This window comes from Bacillus sp. SN1 (genome assembly GCF_002796895.1).
Classification (GTDB): domain Bacteria; phylum Bacillota; class Bacilli; order Bacillales; family Bacillaceae; genus Bacillus; species Bacillus inaquosorum.
Window position 1 is genome coordinate 1240703 of the sequence record NZ_PHIE01000001.1, and the last position, 20785, is coordinate 1261487.

Here is a 20785-nt window from a genome sequence, read left to right on the forward strand (position 1 = left end):
CCTCCTCTTTGACTGGTTTTACAGCAGTCCGCTCCAGATTGATTTTTTGACTTGCTCTGTATTGTTGCCCGCATCGTCCGCTGTCTGCTTAGACGCGCCTCGCGCTTTTTCCAAAGCTTCGATTCGTTCGATCAGCGGGGCAAGCATGTCCTCAACGAGCTTTTTCAGACGCTCGTCATCACCCGTCTGCTCGGGCTTTTCCTCCGTGTCTGTATTTTTTTCAATCCGCTCAAGCCGTTTGAGCAGAGGGTAAAGCGCATGCTCGAATGATTCTTTCATGTCTTCTTTTCTCATTTCTTCAGTCTCCTTCCCTGTTTTGTCAGTCAGCATCTGCTTGAATACACTGAAGAATCCCGCTTTTTCAACCGGTTCTTCTTCATACACATCAGCAATGCCCGCCATGCTGTAGCCGGTGATGATTCCAGCCTTGATCTGTTCCCACACCTCGTCAGACGCTCTTGTCACGAGCACCCACGACCCCTTTGTAATCCGTTTTGACCCGATCATAAAATCATCGGGCGCCACATATGACTCGACCACGACGCCGGTTCCGCCCTCAAAGCTGTGATTGATATCAATCTCCCGTGCCTCCGCGAGAAAGCCGTGCGCCGCTTTTTCAATTTCCTCAGCGGTCATATAATCGCCATGGGCATCAGGAACATCAGGCTCATACACGATTCCGTACACGAGCTTTTGTTCATCCTGCTCACTTTTTGTAAACAGCCGAACCTTTTTTTCAAATGACGGAGGTCCGTCTGACTTCGTAAAGAAAAATTCTGTCTGATTAGCCGCCTTGTCTACATAACTGACAAAGCTGATTTTGGCATTTCTTAATTCCCGCGCCACCTGCTTGATTCACCTCCCTTCAGGACGTTTTGATCGCTTCGATGCTTTCTTTCAGCTCCTGCATGAGCGCAGTCAGGTTTGCCTTTTCCGCATCCTGTCCTGCAGGCCGTTTATAGATTTCCTCAGGCCACTCCTCCAGCGTTTTGCCAAGCACCCGCCCCGCAAGATCGCGTAAATCATTCGGCGATACCGCTCCGGCTGTAATAAAAGGACCGAGCACTTTCGCAATCTCAAGCGGATCACGAAAGTCCGGTCCTTTTAATGTCAGCCTGACGTCATGGATATTCAGCTCCGGCAAAAGCAGCGTGTTCAGTTTATTCACGAGCGTTTTTCGCTCCGGCTGAAAGACCTGCTCCTCCGTAATTTTTCTAGCGGTATCAGCTGTCGCCCGGTTGTATTCCTGCGCCTCGCCTGTATACAGAGGCGGGAGGCGGAACGCCGAGCGCAGCTTATTTCTGCTTTTTTCATCGTACTCAAGAAACAAGGCGTCGTTCTGGAGAATTTCCGCCAAGGACTTGATTTCCACGGACACCGGCGTAATATCCTCTCCCCCGTGGAGATCCTTCTCTTTCGCGATTCCTTCCGCTTCAATCAAGAGAAATTTGTGGGCGTTTTCCACGCCTTCAAGATCATTCATGTATTCTTGCAGCTCCCGATAAGAAGCTTCCGACAGCATCCCGTTTTCCACTGTGATCGCAGCGGGGACGTGACGGCCCTGCTTAAAATACATAAAATTGAGCTCTTCCGCTTTTCGCGCTCCGTATAGATTGACGATATTGCCTACCCAGCGCGGCACGCCGTATACGCCGCTTCCGATTTTGAGGTGAATGGCTTCATTCGCTTGATATTTCTCTGCCAATGTGCTCACATATTCACCCGTGCGCATGTCCATTTTTCTCGGATCACCGTATTCTTTGAAAAATACTTTTTTTCCATTGATCATCTGCACATATTTTCGGAAACGTTTTTGCCTTTTGATTCTCTTCACTTTTCCGTTTTCTTCATACATAAAAGATATTTCAACAGGCTCGCCGGCTCCGCATACACGCATATTTTTCACATCTAAATATTCGATGCCAGCCGGTTTTCCCATCCCGTCCCGAAGCACTTCCATAAAGCCATTGCCTGTTTTTTCTCTGTCTTCGATGGCATAGCCTAAAATCATTTCGGCTGATTCGTCAAAATGAAGACATTTATAAAAGGCTTCAAGTCTGGCCCAGTCTTTTTCCGCCCTTTTCTTTTTCGCCTGATCGACGCCAGTGGCGTTAACATCAAACGTATACTCAACATCAAAGCCAAAACCTGTAATATTAACTCTGTACGCATCTATGCATTGCTGAAGAATGGTCGAGTATTCAGCAATGGTTTTGAGCTCGATGATATTGTATGGCGGTGCGATAATATCCTCTCCGTACAGCTCAGAAAAGTCATCTTCATAGATTTGCTTTGTCTGAGGAGCGGCGGAATTGGTTTTGAATACAGTTGCTCTGACTGTTTGATTGTGCATCATTTATGACCTCCTCCTTTCCCGGTTCGGCCGGATACGTTTGTTTGCTGTCTCTTTCATATCAGCAACCTCATAATCATCAAGCGCATACCAAATGGCAGAAAGCGTATGCGGGTCAATCGTGAATTCATCCTCTATCAGCGAGCCGTTTTTATCTTTAGCATACGTTAGCGACTTGAGCTCATAGATGACATTTTCACAGCGGTCCGAACAGAAGATCTTTTTGAATCGTTTCACCTTTTTGGTATATTGAAGCCTGGAGCCGGGAAACTTTCTGGCTCCTACCATTCGAAAGCCCTGCTGGCGGAAATATTGGATGCTTTTCGGCTCAGCCGAGTCGGCTTTGATCAATTCCTGTGTATTGATAAACTCACGCAGCTCCTCAGCCGTCCTGTCATCTGTCATTTTGTTTTGATAATACTCCCAATAAATGTAGAGGTATTTTTTCTCAGGATCGACAGCGAGCCGGACGACGGCATTATAGGATTCCTCGAACCCAAAATCCATGCCTGTGCGAAAAATCGGCTTGCTGATGGCTGCGATACGTTCTTTTACTTGGCCATGCGGGAGCACTTCGAACTGCGGCAGCACCCTGATCCCGTTGACGCCGAATCGGCCTTTGCGGGCAATCCGGTACAGGTCAGGATCATATGCTTTGAGTCCGTCAAGCTGATTCACATAGCTTTTCGGGAGAAAGAGGTTGTCGTTTGCTGTGGAATGATGATAATACGTATCTCCCTTCACAATCGTCCGCTTTTCGTAAAGTTCTCTGTCATCCAGCACAAACCGTTTATTGCGTTCATCCCGAAAAAAATGCCGGTACGTCCAATTGGAGGTGCCGACAGGATTGGTGGTGCAGATCATATGAAGCTTCAGCTCAGGGTGGCGAAGACGGCCGATTAATTCCTTAAAGCCTTCATACTTCACCTCTGAGCATTCTTCAATCCATATTAATGAAATGTTATGAACCGATTTTAATTTTGCCGGATTATCAATTCCTTTGAACATGATCCGGCTGCCGTTTTGAAAACGCAGCTGCATCGGGGAAGAAAGGGATGCCACAGCCTTTGTGAGGCCGAGCTCTTCAATCACCTCTTGAAACAAGGCGAAGGTCGAATCCCGATGGGTATCGAACACCTCGCGGATGACAAGAGCCGTCCGTTTTTCCTTCAGCAGCTTTAACACGATTTTCAATGCGGTATGATAGCTTTTGGATGAGCCGTAGCCGCCGACGAGAAACTGGTACGTCTGCTCCCAATTGAATACGTAATCTTCGAAATGAGGGTTGATTTCTTTTACAATCATGGCTTGTCCTCTTTTCGTTTGATCATGATTTCAATCGGCTCCTGGCTGTCATCTGTTTTCTCTGCTTTTTGTTTGGCAAGCTTTAATTTCTCGTTTTCAATTTTTTGTTTAAATTGATCCGGAAACAAATCGAAATATAAGGACAGCTTCTCGAGCGCCTTCATTTTATCGGCCAGCTTGATGGCGATGCCTTCTTTGCCGAGCTTCGCTTCCGTCACAATGGTGCCGTCAACGAGCCCGGAATCTTTGACATCGACAAAGCTGATTTCCTTCATAATCGGATTATCATCTTCATCAAACAGCGGCCCCGATTTCCCGACAGCCTGGACCTCTTTTTTTCCGAAGGTCACATAGTCCGTAATATCCGCAAACGCGATCTTGATATAAACCTGTAGCACATCCATCGCTTCAATAAACATTTCATTGACCATTTCTTTTTTAATGCGTCTGATTTCAGCAGCGACCTTTTCATTCTTTAACAGCCGGCTGCCCGTCACATGGGCGCTGTCCGGAGAATAGCCCGCTTTGATTGCTGACTGTGTGGCATTGAAGCTTTTGACGTAATACAGGCAAAACAGCCGCTGGCGTTCATTTAATTCATCATTGTCTATACGGCGCTGTTTTTGTTCGTTTCTGGTTTCAGAAAACAAGGCCTGTTTCCATTTGTCTTGTTTTTTCCAGATGCCGATTGTTTTCGCAGAAACGCCGATTATATCCGCAATCGCCCGATTTGTGATGTTTCCCTGATGTTGTTGATAGATTGCTAATGCTTGTTCGCGCTGTTGTGTTTTCATGCTACGGCATCACCGCCACCTCCAGCATGGATGTCTATTCATAAAAGCGGCTGATCTTGCCAGCCGCTTATGTGTCATGCTCTATTCACTTATAGGTGGCAAACGTATGACAAGCTTTCAGGCAAGCGATCGATTCATTTCCTCCTGCTGCCTTTGCATTTTTACGATTGCCCGTTTGATAGTTGTTTGCACAGTCGATTTTTTCACGCCGAGAAGATCAGCGATCCGTTCATAAGAAAAGCATTCTACCTTATGCAATAAAAACATTTCTTTTTCTCTGTCTGTTAACAAGGCTAACGCTTCTTGGATTCTCTCTCTGTCTTCTTCTGATACCTGTCCGTCCGGCTCGACCATCATCGTGCTGGAAAATGATTCGATAATTCTCGGATCCTTGATCATCAGCCGCTGGTAGGCATCACGACGGTCAATCGCCCGTCTGATGCCGGGTTGTCTTCCTTTTTCAAGCCATTCTGTTACATATTCAAGATCCGTGATGATATTTCTGATGATTTTTTTATCCTTCAGCTCTTCAGCTGAGAGCATGGATTCATCTGCTTCAGCGAGCGGTTTATATTGTGTTCTTGTTTGTTTTAGTGTGCGTTTATATTCAAATAGTAAGTCTTGCATTCTATGATCCTCCTCATTTTTGGTAATAAAAAACGGACACCAATCAACGCACAAATGCTGTGCAGTTGATCAGTGTCCGCAGGCTTTCCGTCTTGGACGTATTCTGTTTTCGCTTTAATTTAATTTGTAGCCGATTTCAAATTCCACGCGAGCAAGGTCTCCCTTCCTCGTTTCGACGAGCGTTTTTCCGTGCTCCGGCGCTTCTGTGATCCATGCTTCCTGCTTGATGCCGTCCACAATAATCACGCGGATTTTTCCGTCCTCCAGCTGGCTCTCCAGCGTAATGGAATCGATATGCAGCAGTTTTTTAGGATTGATCATGTTTCTTTTCCTCCCTTTCTGATTCAGCGCTTTTTTTGGCCTTTTCTAATACCTGAATGATGTGCTCCTTAGAATGAACAGAATTCCCTTTCAGAAAATCAAGAGCTGCTTTAGACGCTTCCAGCAGTTCAGGCGCAGCCGCCATCAAAGCAGCATTGCTTTTTTGCGAATAAGAGCTGAGGTCGAATACAGCGGCGATCAGCCGGCCATTTGAATATGGGAATCTTTCTTTTTCTTCTTCACTGTATGCTGAATAAATATAGATCGGTTTCGTATCCCCGCACGGGACAGCATGCCACGGCGCAGGGCTTTTCTTTGCTTGTTTTTTTGCCATTACTTTCACTTCCCGTCATCCTTATACCATTGTTCAATGTTTTTTTCTGTTCGCTTTGCCCGAAACAGCAAAGCAATTAAAGCTGTCAGCTGTTTAATCACGGACATTCAGCCTCGCTTTTCCCGCTGTCAGCATTTGCTCCAGCTTTTGAATGACCGGCGTTAAGTCAGTGCCGGATCGGCAGTTCGGACATGGATGAAAAACAGCTCCAATCCCGGTATGTTCCACAATGACTTTCTTCGTCTGACAAAGCTTGCACATTATCTGACGCCCTCCAATCTATGGTTCAGCTCGTAGGCTGCTCCTTTGATAATCACTAAATAGTCGCTGCACATTTCGTAGATTCTCGTGCCGAGCGCTTCATCGACCCGTACAAGTGTTTCAATCGTCAGCTCGCTCGAAAGCAAAATCGGTTTATGATTTAAGTAGCGGTAGTTGAGTACCGAATACATTTGCTCTAATTGCCAATCTGTGGCGCGGGGTTTGCCGTTAACCGGTTTAAACAGGTCATCTATGAACAGCACATCTGCCTGCTTCATCCGGTTCAGCTTCGCTTCCAAAAGATCAAAGTCATTTTTAAGGTCGGTAAAGCCTTCCACGAATGGAAAATAAATGACCGGCACATGGCGTGTTCTCATCAATTCATTGGCAGCAGCGGTCAAAAGGTGCGTTTTCCCCGACCCGGGCTGTCCTAAAAGGCCGATGCTGTTTTTCCGGGCGTCCTTGATTTGTTCATAATCCGCCACATACTCTTTTGCGCATTCAAACGCATCTTTTATGGCCTGCGGTTTTCCCTCAATGCAGAATTCTTTGAAGCCCAGCTGTCTGAAGGCAGGGGTAATCTCACTAGCACCGAGCAGCCGCTTTACTTTCCGTTCTGCCATGCAGCTGCACATCGTCCAGACTTCCAGGCCGTTCTGGCGGATGAGATAGCCTCCCTGATCCTTGCATCGCGGGCAATCATACCGGCTTGCGTCTGATTCGGCCGGTTTGTCCGCCAGTAATGGACGTCTCCCTTTTCTCAGCTCGTCCAAAATTTGCTCGATTGTTCGTTTTGTCATGTTTTTTCATCCTCTCATGTTGAATTGCGGCATTCTTTTTGGCCTGCTGCGCGAAAAATCGGTCTTCAATGAATTTCGAGCAGTAGCGAAAGGCCTTGATTGTTTCTGAAGCGGCGGTTCGGCGGTTTTCAAAGGCTTGAAAGCATTCCTCAAGCCATTTGATTGTTTGCGTCACAGGAACGCCGATGGCGACAATACGGGCGATGGCTTGATAATCTCTTGAGGAAGGATACACGGTGCGTCCTTCTTGAGCCGACCGTAATTGTGTAAAACGCTTCGCAATGTGATCCACTGCATCATCAGCAGCAGTATATGTGTTTGTTTTATCTTTATCTGAACGGACGTCTGTGTCCGGTGCCTGCGGCGAAAATGGCCGTTCCTTTATGCTCTGGTGTTCAGTTTTGTCCGATCTGAAGCTGAATTTTTTGGAATGCTTTACTGAAATCATCAGTCCGTATGGCACACGGACAGCCTTTATGTACTTATGAGTTTCGAGAAGCTCCAGCCATCTTCTGACAGTTTTTTCACTCACACCGAATACAGCCGCCATTTCTCTCGCTTTTAACGGCTTATGGCCGAGCACGATTCCCCAGCTTACTCCGTCTTTTTCAATTTCTTTTGTTGTAGAGCTGATGAACCAGAGAAACAGCCATAGCGCCGGACCGATTTTGTCATAATGTTCTGAATTCAATAACCCTGAATACATAGGAAAAGGATAACTTTTATCGACTCTCATTGTATGCCGCTTCTCCTTTTAACTTCATGTATGTTTGAAACTGTTCTTGCGTTTCAAAGTGGAACACCGGAAGGCCGCATGCCGTAAACGAGATGGTGCCGCCGGATTGTCCGAGATGGCGCTGATCTATGGGATTTTTACTAAATACAATTTGGATCGGATACATGTGATCACTCTCCTAATCTTTTTTGATACATTTCGTATCAACTGTTACCAAGTATAAACGATACAATCTGTATCATCAAGTTATTTTTGATACTTTTTTTATCATAACTTTATTTTGATACATATTGTATCTATAATCATAAGTAACTTAGGGAGTTTAAAAAGAGAGGTCATAGTATGATAGGCAGCAGATTGAAGAGTCTCAGAGGGAAAAGGACACAGGAAGAAATCGCATCTCACATCGGTGTGTCACGGGCACGATATTCCCACTATGAAAACGGGCGAAGCGAACCTGATTACGACACACTCCAAAAGCTGGCTGAATACTTTCAAGTAACGACTGATTACTTATTAACAGGGAAAGACAAAAAATCCGAGGACGATATGTTCTCAGATCCGGACTTGCAGCTTGCATACCGTGATATGCAGGATTTTTCCCCAGAAAGCAAACAGCAGGCCATCGAATTTATCAACTATTTAAAAGAAAAAGAGAAGAACCGCAAACCGAAAAATAAATAAACATTTCTCTGTTCTCTAAAACATATAAAAAATAGACCGATATAAAGAAAAAAGTGTTTATTTTTTAAAGAAAAGGGAAAGATTTCAACACACTTTCCAGTCCTATACGGGCTTTTCTTTCTCGCTAAAAACAGAACATACGTTCGAAAGGGAGTATTCAATTGGGCGATTACTTATCACATCTGGAGGAATACGTTAAAAATTTATACAACCGGCTGGGCATCACCTCTCCACATCACATTGACATGCTGAAAATCGCAAAGGACCTGGATATTTGGGTTCATTTTGAGGATATGGGGAGCATGATGGTCAAATACGACGGCATGTACAGTATCGTATTGAACCAGAGAAAATCACGGGAAGAGCAATGGGAAGATTTTGGCCATGAACTGTGCCACGTGTTAAAGCATGCAGGCAATCATTTTCAGATGAACAAGCTCTTCAGGGAACTGCAGGAATTTCAAGCGAATCAATTTATGTACCACTTCTGTGTGCCAACCTTTATGCTGTTGCAGATGGAACTGCCGCAATGGAGAAGCCAGGCGCTTGCCACAATCGCGACGGTATTCCGGGTAACAAAGGAATTTGCTGAAAAAAGGCTTGAAATGTTTGAACGGCGTAAAGCAGGTATTCAATTTCAGAAGCGGCTCGCTTATTTATTATCACATAAGCGGCCAAATGCGTACGAGGAAGGCGATCAGCAGCACTTGCAGGTCGCTGAAGAAAAAGCGTTGTATCAAATCGGCAAATACAGCTGATCAAAAACGGGCTGGGGACATTTACTCTCAGCCCGGCATAGATATTAATATTTCGACATCGGAGGCATGGTATTCTGCAGCCACATTGGCGCCGGTTTAAGATGAGGCGCAGATGCGAACGCAATCGGAGCCGGGATATACCTGAACTCGCCCCGGCCGTCAAAGGCTTCGCCATGAGCCCATCTTCCTTGTGAGCTCTCATCCCCTCTGGAAAAGTTAAACAGGTCATAGGCCACTTCCTGCTTTTCGAGCTCACGCGGGAACGTCGTTGGAACGACAATATCGCGTTCTCTTTCTTCCAGCTCTTTAATGGCTGCATACCACATATTTTGATGATAAGTATCTCTTGCAATCAAAAATGACAGCATATCCCTTACCCCGGGATCATCAGTTATGGCATAAAGCCGTGTCACCTGAAGGCGCCCTTGGGCTTCCGCATTTAAGTTTGCGCGAAAATCAGCCAACAGATTTCCGCTCGATATGATGTACTTTGCATTCCACGGATAGCCCTCACTATCTGATGCCATCGCACCCAAGCCGGATACAATAGCGTGCTGAGGATTCATCCCTGACATTACTGCTGCAATAGCGGGATTGCTTTTATAAGCATCCTCCTGTACATCAGCGGGTGCATTATCCAGAAGCCTGGAAATCATCGTAGCCAGCATTTCCACGTGCCCGATCTCTTCCGTTCCCACATCACATAACAAATCTTTATACTTGGCGTCCGCCCTGCAGTTAAACCCCTGAAACAAATATTGCATCATGACACTGATCTCGCCAAATTGGCCGCCCAGCACCTCTTGAAGTTTTTTCGCATAAACCGGATCGGGATGAGCTGGCTTTGCCTGATATTGAAGCTCTTTAATATGATAAAACATATTCATTCCTCCCTGCACTATCGCACAACCCAGCGTATGAAGGAATAGGCCGATCGTGCAGGTCCGTTTCATTCAATCATAAAAACCAAGCTTAACAGCTTCCACATATCGACAAAACAAATCGTTTTGTGTGTAACTTTCATCACGGCAGCCAAAATTGCGGAACAATGCTTTTCGCTGTGCCGTACTTACTTCCAATTGCAGTCCCATTTCCCTTTTCGTCCGATTGACAATATTTTTCGGATGCACACCTGCCAGCCGGTCTTTCTCACTCGTGAGCTCGGCACTGAAGCCCGCTTCAATCAGCCGCTCACAAATGAGCTTGGCTTTTTTACGATCCGCGCCTCCGACCAATGTATGCGGTGTTTTTGGATCATGATACCCATGAAATGCTAATGCATAATGGTGGGCGTTCACTTTTTCTAAAGCCAGCGGCTCGTCAAAACGAGTGCTTGTCAGGTGCAAGGAACGGTTGTTTCGCTTCTTTACACCTTCAAACAAATAAATGGAACATTGTTCGGAAAATGCCCGCACCAGCTCACTGACGCCAGGTTCAATTCTGCCGCCGTGAGGACCGAGGACGATATGTTCACTTCCGTTTTTTTCTTCATAAATAATCCGGTACTCTGATTCAGAAGCAGAAAGGGCTGCAAAGCTGTCATACATATCTTTCATTTTGAACGCTCTCCTTTACCAGTCAGCACCAGTTTACTCTACTCATCTATGAATGAAAACCTTTTTATAGTATGATTTGATAGAATACGTATCAGGAGGTATATCATGGGATTTATTGATGGATTACTTGGCAATGCGTCAACACTGTCAACGGCTGCGGCGAAAGAAGAGCTGGCTCATATTTTACTGGAGGGTGAGAATGTTGATGCCGCGTTTAAGCTGGTTCGCGATTTAATTGTCTTTACTGAGAAGCGGCTTATTCTTGTAGATAAGCAGGGCATCACAGGCAAGAAAACGGAATTTCAATCGATTCCGTACAAAAGCATTTCCAGATTCAGTGTGGAAACCGCCGGCCGCTTTGATCTTGATTCAGAGTTGAAAATTTGGATTTCCGGTGCGGAACTTCCCGCTGTCTCAAAGCAGTTTAAAAAAGATGAAAGCATTTATGATATTCAAAAAGTGCTTGCTGCAGTTTGTATGTAAGTGATAACGGAAGCTGGGCAGCTTCCGTTTATTGATTATAGCTTTTCCTCGATTTTCACTTTTGTTTTCGGACCGTAAATCCCATCTGCCGTTAATCCGCTGACAGACTGAAAACGTTTCACGGCATTTGCTGTTTTCGGGCCATAAACGCCATCAATGCCGTGATTTTTCGCTCCTTTATCAGGATAAAAATAAAGGGCAGCTAAAGCGTTCTGCACCTGCTTTACATTTGCCCCTTTCGTCAGCGGGCTTGTCACTTTGATCACTCCGGATGGGAGCGGATAGGAAGACGCGGCATGGCTTTTAGAAGCAGATGCCGTCTGAGGCAGTTTTATTACCTGTCCGACTTTGATGTGATTCGGGTCAGTGATATGATTTATGCTTTGCAGCGTTTTCACACTGACACCGTGTGATGCGGCAATACCCGACAGTGTGTCGCCTTTTTTCACATGGTATTCAGACGCCGAAGAAGAGACTGAAGCCTTTTTCGCTGATACGCCTCCGTTTAATTCCTTTTCAATTGCCGCCTTCACTTGATCCCAGCGACCCTCTGATAAAATGCGGTGCGGGCAGTACTTTCCGCTCCAGTCCTGATGCTTTCTCACCCGATCGATTCCCCAGCCGCGCTCTTTCAAAAGCTGCGCGACAAATGAAATCGCCAAGGCTTCGGCCGCCTCGTACTTTGGGCCTCCCGATTTGCTGTAGCAAATCTCAACGCCGATTGATTTGCGGTTTCCTGTACCGTTTGTGCCGTCACCGGTATGCCAGGCGTTTCGGTTAAGCGGCAGACCTTGAATCACCTCTTTATCATCCACTGCAAAATGAAAGCTTGTCGAGCTGGTATTCCCAATCATATAGCTGATTTCATTAGAAGCTGACGCATCGTTTGCCGTGTTGTGAATGGTAATGTATTCAGCGGACATCGCATTGGGGCACTTCAGCGCGTATTTCGCTTCAGAAACCAAATTTTTCTTCACTTGAATGCTCACCTATCATCTCTCCTTTTTCTTTTTCACCAATAGGTGGCATTCGTAGGACGAAAAGCTCATATCATCCGTCACCGCTATATGGATAATTGTGTTAAACTGAAGTTCAATAGGAGGGGTAGGTCATGAATACATATTTAATGCTGACAACGAGAACAGATCATTTCAATCAGGAGCATGTAGCCGGACACTATGAATTTTTGGACCGTCTACAGGCAGAAAAGCGCTTAAAAATGTTCGGACCATTCAGCGATGCCACAGGCGGAGCCTACGTCATCGTAGCAGATTCGCTGGAAGAGGCGGGGGAAATCGGACATGCAGATCCTCTGGTGGCAAGCGGATCTTCTGAGCTGACCATAAAAGAATGGAAGCTGAAATAAAAAAGACCCCGGAGGGTCTTTTTTTCTCTTTATGTTTGATTGCGGGCCGCAATATGAAATGTTTTGCCCTCTGTGTCTGCTGTTTCTCCTGCATGGACCATCACCTGAGTAAAGCTAAACCCGACCGCAACGAGCAACAAACCTGACATCCATTTAGATTTCATATAAACAATCTCCTCTCTGGATTTGTTTTTGTGCGTGCACCATTTTCTCATAAAATGAAAGTGCTTTTTCGGGCTGTCCGTTTTCTATATAGAATTGGGCAGCATCATGCGCCAGCTCTTCAATATAAGGATACAGCATATGTTCTTCTAGAAATTGAAAGGTGTGTGAGACTGATTCTGTGTCAATGTTTTTTCCGTATAACGCATGTAAAAATTGAAAAAGCTCCACAAATAATTCATCACTGTATTGACGGGCGATTTCCAATCCTTCACGATACTTTTTTTGCGCTTCGGCATCATTTTTTTGTTTATACAGAACCTGTGTTAAAGAGTAGATAGAATGCGGAAGATTATCGAACTTTTCCGACTTGCAAATAGAAACGGATTTCTCAAAGTATTCGGCTGCCTTTTGCAGCTCACCCATTTTCTCATAACAGTTTCCGAGATTGTACAGGGCAGAACTGATCAGGCGGGGATTGCCTTCTTTCTTTGCAAGATCTAAAGCCAGTTCTAAGTGGGGCAATGCTCTTTCTGGATACTGCATATCATCATAATTTCCTGCAATAACGAATTCACATTGGATTCTGCGGACGGTGTACGTTTCATACATTTGGTACGTTTCTAATGCCTGAACGGCGTAGCTCATCGAAACATAGGTTTGTTTTAAATTGTAAAAAATCTCGGCCATTTTAAAAGCAAACTCGGCCTTCTCAATATCATCCGAGACAAGGGCAAGATTCTTTTCAGCCCGTTTATAATACATCATGGCGCTGACAAACATTTTTTGCTTAAATTCATACATTCCTCGAAAAAAATTAAAGTAATAATCGAGAAGCCCTGTTAGCTTATACTGATTCCCCTCGATGTCTTCTAATAATTCTGAAAACTCTAGCTGCGAAGTGTCCTCTCCAAAAGGCTTAATGTAATCCAGCATGACACGATGCCTGAACTCCATTAAAGAATAATACAGCAGCAAGTCTTGGTCTTCTTCCATATCCTCGATTTCTCTTTCTACTTCGAGCTTGACCCGTTCGGCCTCACCGACGTGGAACTGCCGGATATGGGTATACCATTCATTAATTTTAAGCCCGACATAAGAGGACGGAATCGTTTGCTTCATCCTCAATTAATCCCCCCTTTTGAGTTACCCGAGATATGTCATATTTTATCATATTTACAAGAAAAAGAAGAACGCAAAAAGACCGCAATTGTCGAATTTCGGCTAACCGCAACAAAATGAAAATTTCAGAACTGCATTACACAGCATATTACTTGTGAATTGGTAACCGTTGATATAGGATTTCATTGCACCATTTATTTTTATATATGGAGGAGATCATATTGAGTCAATCCAATCAAATTGTCAGCCATTTTTTATCCCATCGAAACGTGACCAATGAGCTTGCTGAAAAAATCAGCAAAGACCATTACGGCTACAAACCGGCTGAAACGTCAATGTCAGCGGAAGAGCTGGTCAAACACATCCTTACGTCTTTCCACTTATTTGCAAATGTCATTAAAGAAGGCAATGCCTCACCATTTCAAAACAAGCAGGAAGAAACAGAAACAGATCTCAATGTTCTGGCAAGAACATATACAGAAAAAACGGTCGCAATCCTTGAACAGCTGACTGAAGAGCAGCTGGACAGAGAAATTGATCTGACAGCAACTTTTGGCAGAAAAATCACAGGCAGCGCACTGCTTCAGCTTGCAATGGAGCATGAAATTCACCATAAAGGCAACCTGTTCGTTTATGTGCGGGAAATGGGCCATACGGAGCTTCCTTTCTATCAGCAGCGCATGTAAAGGAAACGAGAAAAAAGATACCTGTTTAGGGTATCTTTTTTTGTGCCTCCGGCTCACTTCCGGATCTCGTCCAGACACTCATTATAGGGCAAATGAATAAAGATATTGAGCAAACCAAAATTTCAAGCAGCTAACGTACAAAAATTCAAAAAATTTAATTGATTAACATGACCTAATCATATATAATCTGATAAAAATAGTCGGGTTTTCAGGAGGCCTTTATCATGAGTGTAAGCATCATATTGATGGGTTTGTTTGTCGGAGCCTTAGTCGGATTGACGGGAGTGGGCGGAGCCGCCTTATTAACTCCTCTTTTAATTGTGCTTGGAATTAATCCTTCCATCGCGGTCGGGACGGATCTTGTATATAACTCGATCACAAAGCTGTTTGGCGTTGCCTCCCATTGGCGGCAGAAAACGATTAACTTTAAATTGGTAAAATACTTAGCCATCGGCAGTATTCCGAGTGCTTCGCTAGCCATTGGCATACTGCATTTGTTCCCCGCCTTTCATCAGCATCAGGAAGAAATTATAAAGCACGCTCTTGGCTATGTGTTAACGCTAGTTGCCATTTCAATCATCGTTCGTTTGTTTTTGGATCGAAAACTTCGCCCAAACCGCTGGCAGCTGATGCCGCTTGAAAACAAGCGGGCGCTGACGATTCTCATTGGTGTTGTGTTTGGATTTATTGTCGGATTAACATCAATCGGTTCCGGCTCACTATTTGCAATCGCCATGATCTACTTATTTAACATGAAAGCGTCACAGATTGTCGGAACAGATATCGCGCATGCTTTTCTTCTCGTTACGGCAGCAGGCATTTTGAACGCAAGCTTCGGAAGCGTGGATTACATGCTGGCAGCTAATCTGCTGATCGGTTCGATCCCCGGCGTGCTGATCGGGAGCCATCTCTCGCCTCGATTCTCCCCGCGCCCGCTGCAATTTATTATGGCGTCCATCATTTTGATCAGCGGCTTAAAATTGATTTAATGAAGAAGGCTATCCCCTCGGAGGATAGCCTTCTTCATTATAACGTCACACCTGATTTAAAAATGGCGAGTTCTCTGAAATCATTTTTTTCATGATTCACAAGTTGACCGCTTGCCACCTCAATCATATAATGGATAAACTCTCGCAACACATATTCCTCATGAACATCATCCTCTGCTAAAAGACCTGCGTTAAAATCAATCCAATGCGGCTTCGCCTCGTACAGCTGGGTGTTTGTGGCTACCTTCACTGTCGGGACAAAGGTGCCGAACGGCGTGCCTCTCCCCGTTGTAAACAGGACAATTTGGCAGCCGGCAGCCCCCAATGCGGAGGAAGCGATCAAGTCGTTGCCCGGCGCGCTCAAAAGCGTCAGCCCGTTTGTCTTGAGCACTTCGCCGTATTTCAAGACATCCGCGACAGGAGAAATCCCCGCTTTTTGCGTGCAGCCCAGCGATTTATCCTCAAGTGTTGAAATGCCGCCTGCTTTGTTGCCCGGCGAAGGATTTTCGTACACCGGCTGATCATGTTTGATAAAATATTGTTTGAAATCATTGATTAAATGGACAATCTTATGAAACACTTCTTCATTGACAGCCCGCTGCATCAGGATGGTTTCCGCACCGAACATTTCCGGGACTTCCGTCAGCACCGTGCTTCCTCCCTGTGCGATGATATAATCTGAAAAACGTCCAAGCAGCGGGTTTGCCGTTATGCCGGAAAAACCGTCAGAACCTCCGCATTTCAGCCCGATTTTCAGTTCGCACAGCGGAATGTCTTCTCGCCTATCTCCTTTGGCCGCTTCATGAATCTCCTTCAGCAAAGCAACGCCCGCCTCCATTTCGTCGGTCACCGACTGGGATTCGAGAAACTTCACCCGATTCAGGTTCACATCTTGCAGTGCTTCCTTCATTCCTGCCAGCTCGTTGTTTTCACAGCCAAGCCCTAACACCAAGACGCCGCCGGCATTTGGATGGCGAATGGCATTCAGCAGGATTTGCTTCGTATTTTCGTGATCGTCGCCAAGCTGCGAGCATCCGTATTGGTGTTTTAACACGAGCACGTTATCAAATGGAGCGATATCCCCCGTTTCTCTGACAAAACGCTGGAGCATTTTGTCAGCTATTCCATTGACGCAGCCGACAGTTGGCACAATCCACAACTCATTTCGTACACCGGCATTTCCGTTCTCTCTTCTAAATCCTTTAAACGTCCGGTTCTCATTTGAATACGGATTCTCATCAAATCTCGGAGTATAGCTGTATGCTTGGATATCAGACAGATTTGTTTTCGTATTATGGACATGAATATGCTCTCCGATCGATATATCTTGTGACGCATGCCCGATTGGAAACCCGTATTTGATGATGCTATCGTTTTCTTTGATAGGCTGCAGCGCAATCTTGTGGCCTCTTTTTATATCATCCTTCACTTCAATAGACACGCCGTCCGCATTCAGCCGCTCTCCCTTCTGGATATCCCGCAGCGCAAGAAGGACATTATCTTGTATATGAATCTTTATAAATGACTTCATCTTACTTCTCCCCCTTGAGTACAGCATTGTTCAAGAGCCAGCTGCATGCCCAGCTCATGAATATGATCCAAATAATCAGAGACTCTATCAGTCAGCTTCGGTATCTCGTTGAGATCTGTCCCCCATAGCCGCTGTTCGCTTAACACTCTTGAGGCGATACGAAACATGTCTCCACTCTCCTGATTCCACACCTCTTTAAAAAATTGAAGAACAGCCGGATCATCCTGCAATTTCTCGTTTCCGTGATAAAAATACAGCAGAGCGCTGAACGAAAACACTAAGCGTTCAGGAAGCTGTCCCTTCTGTTCAGCATATTCCTGAATAGTCGGCAGGTTTCTCGTTTTGAATTTGGAAATAGAGTTCAATGCAATGCTTTCCAGGTAATGCTTAATATACGGGTTTTTGAAACGGTTCAGCACATCGTCGGCATATTGAGAAAGCCCTTCCATTTTTAAAACAGGAAGAATTTCGTCATGAATCATCTCTCTGATCAACCGCCCCACTTTCGGATGCTCGACGGCATCCCGCACCGTTTTTAAGCCGTATAATAAAGCCACTGGCGCCATTGCCGTATGAGCGCCATTTAAAATTCTTACTTTTTTAGTCCGGTAAGGCGTCAGGTCGCTGACGATCTTTGTATGGAGCCCGGCAGCTGTAAAGGGCAGTTTCTTTCCAATCCAATCCGGTCCCTCGATAACCCATAAATAATATTGCTCTCCCACAACAATCAGTTCATCTTGATAGCCCAGATCAGCAGTAATCTCATCAATGCTGTCGACAGGAAATCCTGGGACAATGCGGTCTACTAAACTATTACAAAACGTATTGGCCTCATGAATCCACTGTGTAAACCCTTCTTCCAGCTTCCATAGATCTGCATAATGAAGAATCGTTTCCTTCAGCTTTTCGCCGTTATTCTCGATCAGCTCACATGGGATCAATACACACCCTTTTGTCCGATCTCCTTTAAATGCCTCATAGCGAAAGTAAAGAAATGCAGTTAATTTCCCAGGGAATGTTTTTTGCGGCCTATCCTCTAAACGATCTTTTTCATCACATACGATACCGGCCTCAGTGGTGTTGGAAATGATAAACCTCAGCTCTTCACTTGAAGCCAATTCTTTGTAAGCTTCATAATCAGAAAACAGATCAATTCCCCGGCTGATTGAATTGATAATCATATGCTCGTTTACCGCTTCTCCGTCTTTCATTCCCTGTAAAAAAAGCGTGTATAACCCATCTTGCTGATTTAACCTTTTGATTTTTTCTGACCCTCTTGGCTGTACAACTGCGACGCTCCCATTAAAATCAGTGTGTTGATTCAGTTGATCAATCTGCCAATCGACAAACCCTCGAAGAAAGTTTCCTTCTCCGAATTGGAGTATTTTTTCCGGATACTCAGTATAGTGATCGTATAGGTTTTTATTCAGCTTCTGCACCTTCATTGCCTCCCTCTTTTATTTATGCACACGTTAACATTTTTCTGTATAAAGAATGCCCGCTGAAAAACGGGGCATCACGGCGTCAATTGTCTAACTGAATCACGTACCATAAACACTGTATTTTCCAAGATTTTTTCCGCTTTTGTTTCCGGCTCGCTGATCAGCGACAATAGTTTTTGCGCGCCGAGCACGCTGATTTTCTCCACTGGGCGCTTCACTGTTGAAAGCCTTGGCGTGATATATTGCGAAAACCCAATATCATCAAATCCGATTACTGAAATATCATCAGGGACGCGCAGGCCCTTTGCGAATATCGCATTCATCGCTCCGATTGCCATGTCATCATTCGAGCAAAAGACAGCGGTTGGAGGGTTCGGCAGCGCCAGCAGCCGCTCCATCGCTTGAAAGCCGCTTTCCATATCGTATTGCCCTTTGACACTGTATTCATGTTTGACCGGAAGATGCTGATGAATCAATGCGGCTAGGTAGCCTTCCTTTCGCTGCTGCGAGGATTTAAAGCCTTCGATCCCCTCGATGATGGCGATGTCTTGATGTCCGTTCTTAATGAAGTATTCTACGGCTTCCTGAGAGCCTTCCTTATCATTGGACAAAATATTCGTGATGCTGCGGTCATCAATATCGCGATTCAGCACGACGAGCGGGATGTTTTTTTCCCGAATATGATAAATAAAAGAATTATCAATGTCACTTTGGCTCATTAAAATGATGCCATCATATCTCATCGGCGTAACAGAGTCATAGTTTTTCAGATCATCGATGCCGCGCACATAGAGATTGTAATCCTCGCTTATGGCTTGATTTACGCCTTTGATTGTGTCAGCAAAGAAGCTGTGTGAGGTTCCGTTTGTGATGCTTGTGAAGAAAAGCCCGATCGTATGTGACTTTTGCATCGCCAGGCTTTTCGCGTTTACATTTGGTGTATAGTTGAGCTGTGCTGCGAGCTCCAGTATTTTTTTCTTCGTATGTTCTTTGATGTAAGGGCTGTTGTTGAGTGCTCTGGAAACGGTTGTGTGGGATACGTTTGCAAGTTTTGCGATATCTTTTATGGTTACCATCTATTTCCCTTCCTTATCATGCCAGCTGCGATTATTTACTGTATATTGTATCATCAAACATACCGCCTCTCCCACTATATTTCCAGATTAATAAGACACTGAATCCTCCGCTTCTGTTCCTGCTGGTTTGCCGATGATCGGACGGACAAAACGAATAACAGCAAGTGAAGCGAAGACAGCTAACCCTCCGGCAAGCAAAAATGCTCCAGAAAACGTGCCCGTCCGGTCAACAATAAAACCGGTTAAAGCCGGGCCGATAATTCCTGCCGTGTTGGCGAGGAAATGCATGAAGCCGCCTACAGAACCGACATTGTTTTGATCAACCACATCTTGAATGACAGCCCAATAGATAGCGCCTGTCAAATAGAGAAAGAACACTGACAAAGCGACAAGTGTGACAGCGCCCGCAGTAGTAGCCACAAGCCCTGCAAAACCAATCAGGACCGCCGATGAAAACAAACACGTGACAAGCACTACCTTGCGCGAGAACAGCACACCTTTTCGAGCTGTTTTTTTGTACACATAGTCAGAAACAAATCCTCCCGCTGCCAGGCCGATAAAGCCTAAAATCCATGGAATGACCGTAATGACGCTCATCGATTCAACACTTAATCCCCGCTCTTCGACAAGGTAGCTCGGAAACCACGTCAAAAAGAAGAAGAGAATGTAGTTGTAAGCGAAAAAAGCAAACGCCGTGAACAGGACGGTTTTTTGCTTCAGGTAAAAGGTGAGCGGAATTTTTTCCCCAGGAGACGTTTCTGCTTTAATTGCCGGTGCATCCCCCATCGCCGCTGGCGGCTTTTCTTTGACAAACTTGAACCAGAGCACTGCCCATATTAATCCAATGATCATAATGAGAACGAAGGACACCTTCCAGCTGAACGCGACTGCGATCATGCCGACAATCGGGCCGGAAATGGCTCCCCCGAGCGGCGTGCCGCTGTTGGTCACACCGATAACGGACGCCCGCTGGGTTGGCGGAAACCAGTTATTCACCATCTTGTTGATGGTCGCCGAAAGCGGGCCTTCTCCCATTCCGAAGAGGATGCGTATAATCAGCAGGCTGACAAAACCAAAGGCAAGGGCGACTGCTCCGCTGAACAGCGACCAAACGACCATGGCGACAAACAAGGTCAGCTTTGCCCCGTAGCGGTCAGATGCCACGCCCCCAAGAAAGTTAAAAATGGCATAACCAATCGAAAAACTGCTGAAAATCAAGCCCATTTGCGTGGCAGACAATGTGAGATCATCCTGAATAAAAGGAGCTGCAATGGAAAGCGCCGAACGATCCAGGTAATTAATCACCCCTGCCAGGAACAAAAAAAGGATAACGGGAAGCTTATCTTTTGAGAACATCTCAACCTCACCCCTATGTTGGTTCAGTTTCTGTTGCGCTGCT

At 45.3% G+C, this 20785-nt stretch carries 26 protein-coding genes; 6 read left to right on the forward strand and 20 right to left on the reverse strand.

Annotated elements, in window-relative coordinates:
• Positions 1-18 precede the first annotated feature (18 nt).
• From CVV77_RS06075 to CVV77_RS06125, 11 genes are all read right to left on the reverse strand, one after another.
• Complete coding sequence (locus CVV77_RS06075) at positions 19-846, reverse strand: XkdF-like putative serine protease domain-containing protein (RefSeq protein ID WP_019258145.1); 828 nt, start codon at positions 844-846, stop codon at positions 19-21.
• 19 nt (positions 847-865) lie between these two features.
• Positions 866-2353, reverse strand: coding sequence for a phage portal protein (locus CVV77_RS06080; RefSeq protein ID WP_100275146.1), 1488 nt, complete (start codon positions 2351-2353; stop codon positions 866-868).
• 3 nt (positions 2354-2356) lie between these two features.
• A complete protein-coding gene (locus CVV77_RS06085; protein WP_100274849.1) occupies positions 2357-3658 on the reverse strand; it encodes a PBSX family phage terminase large subunit in 1302 nt (433 codons plus the stop codon).
• Positions 3655-4452 (reverse strand): phage terminase small subunit, encoded by a 798-nt coding sequence (xtmA, locus tag CVV77_RS06090; protein ID WP_003239127.1) that lies wholly within the window; start codon positions 4450-4452, stop codon positions 3655-3657. Before xtmA ends, CVV77_RS06085 begins: the two co-directional genes overlap by 4 nt.
• Before the next feature lie 117 nt (positions 4453-4569).
• Positions 4570-5079 carry a sigma-70 family RNA polymerase sigma factor gene (locus CVV77_RS06095; protein WP_100274850.1) on the reverse strand — a complete coding sequence of 170 codons (510 nt, stop codon included), beginning with the start codon at positions 5077-5079 and terminating at the stop codon, positions 4570-4572.
• Positions 5080-5193: 114 nt separating this feature from the next.
• Positions 5194-5400, reverse strand: coding sequence for a phage-like element PBSX protein XtrA (gene xtrA, locus CVV77_RS06100; RefSeq protein WP_084995137.1), 207 nt, complete (start codon positions 5398-5400; stop codon positions 5194-5196).
• On the reverse strand, positions 5387-5743 hold the full coding sequence (locus CVV77_RS06105; RefSeq protein WP_100274851.1) for a phage portal protein: 357 nt from the start codon (positions 5741-5743) through the stop codon (positions 5387-5389). Before CVV77_RS06105 ends, xtrA begins: the two co-directional genes overlap by 14 nt.
• An 84-nt stretch (positions 5744-5827) precedes the next feature.
• Entirely contained in the window at positions 5828-5995 is a 168-nt protein-coding gene (locus CVV77_RS06110) for a hypothetical protein (RefSeq protein WP_019258140.1), read from the reverse strand.
• Positions 5995-6795, reverse strand: coding sequence for an ATP-binding protein (locus CVV77_RS06115; protein WP_080428994.1), 801 nt, complete (start codon positions 6793-6795; stop codon positions 5995-5997). The genes CVV77_RS06110 and CVV77_RS06115 overlap by 1 nt, the downstream gene beginning before the upstream one ends.
• On the reverse strand, positions 6695-7531 hold the full coding sequence (locus CVV77_RS06120) for a phage portal protein (protein ID WP_100274852.1): 837 nt from the start codon (positions 7529-7531) through the stop codon (positions 6695-6697). Before CVV77_RS06120 ends, CVV77_RS06115 begins: the two co-directional genes overlap by 101 nt.
• Positions 7518-7697, reverse strand: a complete 180-nt coding sequence (locus CVV77_RS06125; protein ID WP_084995148.1) for a hypothetical protein — start codon at positions 7695-7697, stop codon at positions 7518-7520. Before CVV77_RS06125 ends, CVV77_RS06120 begins: the two co-directional genes overlap by 14 nt.
• Before the next feature lie 176 nt (positions 7698-7873).
• Here CVV77_RS06125 and xre point away from each other — a divergent pair, with 176 nt between their 5' ends.
• Positions 7874-8215 carry an HTH-type transcriptional regulator Xre gene (gene xre, locus CVV77_RS06130; protein ID WP_084995151.1) on the forward strand — a complete coding sequence of 114 codons (342 nt, stop codon included), beginning with the start codon at positions 7874-7876 and terminating at the stop codon, positions 8213-8215.
• A 161-nt stretch (positions 8216-8376) separates the two neighbouring features.
• A complete protein-coding gene (locus CVV77_RS06135; protein WP_088111082.1) occupies positions 8377-8973 on the forward strand; it encodes an ImmA/IrrE family metallo-endopeptidase in 597 nt (198 codons plus the stop codon).
• Between the two features lie 44 nt (positions 8974-9017).
• Here CVV77_RS06135 and CVV77_RS06140 read toward each other — a convergent pair whose 3' ends face one another.
• Positions 9018-9854, reverse strand: a complete 837-nt coding sequence (locus tag CVV77_RS06140) for a manganese catalase (RefSeq protein WP_100274853.1) — start codon at positions 9852-9854, stop codon at positions 9018-9020.
• A gap of 72 nt (positions 9855-9926) precedes the next feature.
• On the reverse strand, positions 9927-10529 hold the full coding sequence (locus CVV77_RS06145; protein WP_003239139.1) for a poly-gamma-glutamate hydrolase family protein: 603 nt from the start codon (positions 10527-10529) through the stop codon (positions 9927-9929).
• Between the two features lie 105 nt (positions 10530-10634).
• On the opposite strand from CVV77_RS06145, the gene CVV77_RS06150 reads away from it, so the two are divergent.
• Entirely contained in the window at positions 10635-11012 is a 378-nt protein-coding gene (locus CVV77_RS06150) for a PH domain-containing protein (protein ID WP_088111083.1), read from the forward strand.
• A 35-nt stretch (positions 11013-11047) separates the two neighbouring features.
• Here CVV77_RS06150 and CVV77_RS06155 read toward each other — a convergent pair whose 3' ends face one another.
• Positions 11048-12001, reverse strand: a complete 954-nt coding sequence (locus tag CVV77_RS06155) for an N-acetylmuramoyl-L-alanine amidase (protein WP_100274854.1) — start codon at positions 11999-12001, stop codon at positions 11048-11050.
• 122 nt (positions 12002-12123) lie between these two features.
• Here CVV77_RS06155 and CVV77_RS06160 point away from each other — a divergent pair, with 122 nt between their 5' ends.
• Positions 12124-12378, forward strand: coding sequence for a YciI family protein (locus CVV77_RS06160; RefSeq protein ID WP_100274855.1), 255 nt, complete (start codon positions 12124-12126; stop codon positions 12376-12378).
• Positions 12379-12407: 29 nt separating this feature from the next.
• Here the strand turns inward: CVV77_RS06160 and phrA are convergent, their stop codons facing one another.
• Positions 12408-12542 (reverse strand): phosphatase RapA inhibitor PhrA, encoded by a 135-nt coding sequence (gene phrA / locus CVV77_RS06165; protein ID WP_019258130.1) that lies wholly within the window; start codon positions 12540-12542, stop codon positions 12408-12410.
• Positions 12532-13668, reverse strand: coding sequence for a response regulator aspartate phosphatase RapA (rapA, locus tag CVV77_RS06170; RefSeq protein WP_080010777.1), 1137 nt, complete (start codon positions 13666-13668; stop codon positions 12532-12534). Before rapA ends, phrA begins: the two co-directional genes overlap by 11 nt.
• A gap of 215 nt (positions 13669-13883) precedes the next feature.
• Between rapA and CVV77_RS06175 the strand changes: the two genes are divergently transcribed.
• Both CVV77_RS06175 and CVV77_RS06180 read left to right on the forward strand, forming a co-directional pair.
• Complete coding sequence (locus CVV77_RS06175) at positions 13884-14348, forward strand: DinB family protein (protein WP_060398432.1); 465 nt, start codon at positions 13884-13886, stop codon at positions 14346-14348.
• Positions 14349-14572: 224 nt separating this feature from the next.
• Positions 14573-15337 (forward strand): sulfite exporter TauE/SafE family protein, encoded by a 765-nt coding sequence (locus CVV77_RS06180; protein ID WP_003239147.1) that lies wholly within the window; start codon positions 14573-14575, stop codon positions 15335-15337.
• 37 nt (positions 15338-15374) lie between these two features.
• Here CVV77_RS06180 and CVV77_RS06185 read toward each other — a convergent pair whose 3' ends face one another.
• The 4 genes from CVV77_RS06185 to CVV77_RS06200 form a co-directional block, all read right to left on the reverse strand.
• Positions 15375-16868 (reverse strand): UxaA family hydrolase, encoded by a 1494-nt coding sequence (locus tag CVV77_RS06185; protein ID WP_100274856.1) that lies wholly within the window; start codon positions 16866-16868, stop codon positions 15375-15377.
• Positions 16865-18307 (reverse strand): tagaturonate reductase, encoded by a 1443-nt coding sequence (locus tag CVV77_RS06190; RefSeq protein ID WP_100275147.1) that lies wholly within the window; start codon positions 18305-18307, stop codon positions 16865-16867. The genes CVV77_RS06185 and CVV77_RS06190 overlap by 4 nt, the downstream gene beginning before the upstream one ends.
• 77 nt (positions 18308-18384) lie before the next feature.
• Positions 18385-19386: a LacI family DNA-binding transcriptional regulator gene (locus CVV77_RS06195; protein ID WP_100274857.1), complete on the reverse strand. Its 1002-nt coding sequence runs from the start codon at positions 19384-19386 to the stop codon at positions 18385-18387.
• A gap of 87 nt (positions 19387-19473) precedes the next feature.
• Positions 19474-20742, reverse strand: a complete 1269-nt coding sequence (locus tag CVV77_RS06200) for an MFS transporter (RefSeq protein WP_100274858.1) — start codon at positions 20740-20742, stop codon at positions 19474-19476.
• Positions 20743-20785 lie beyond the last annotated feature (43 nt).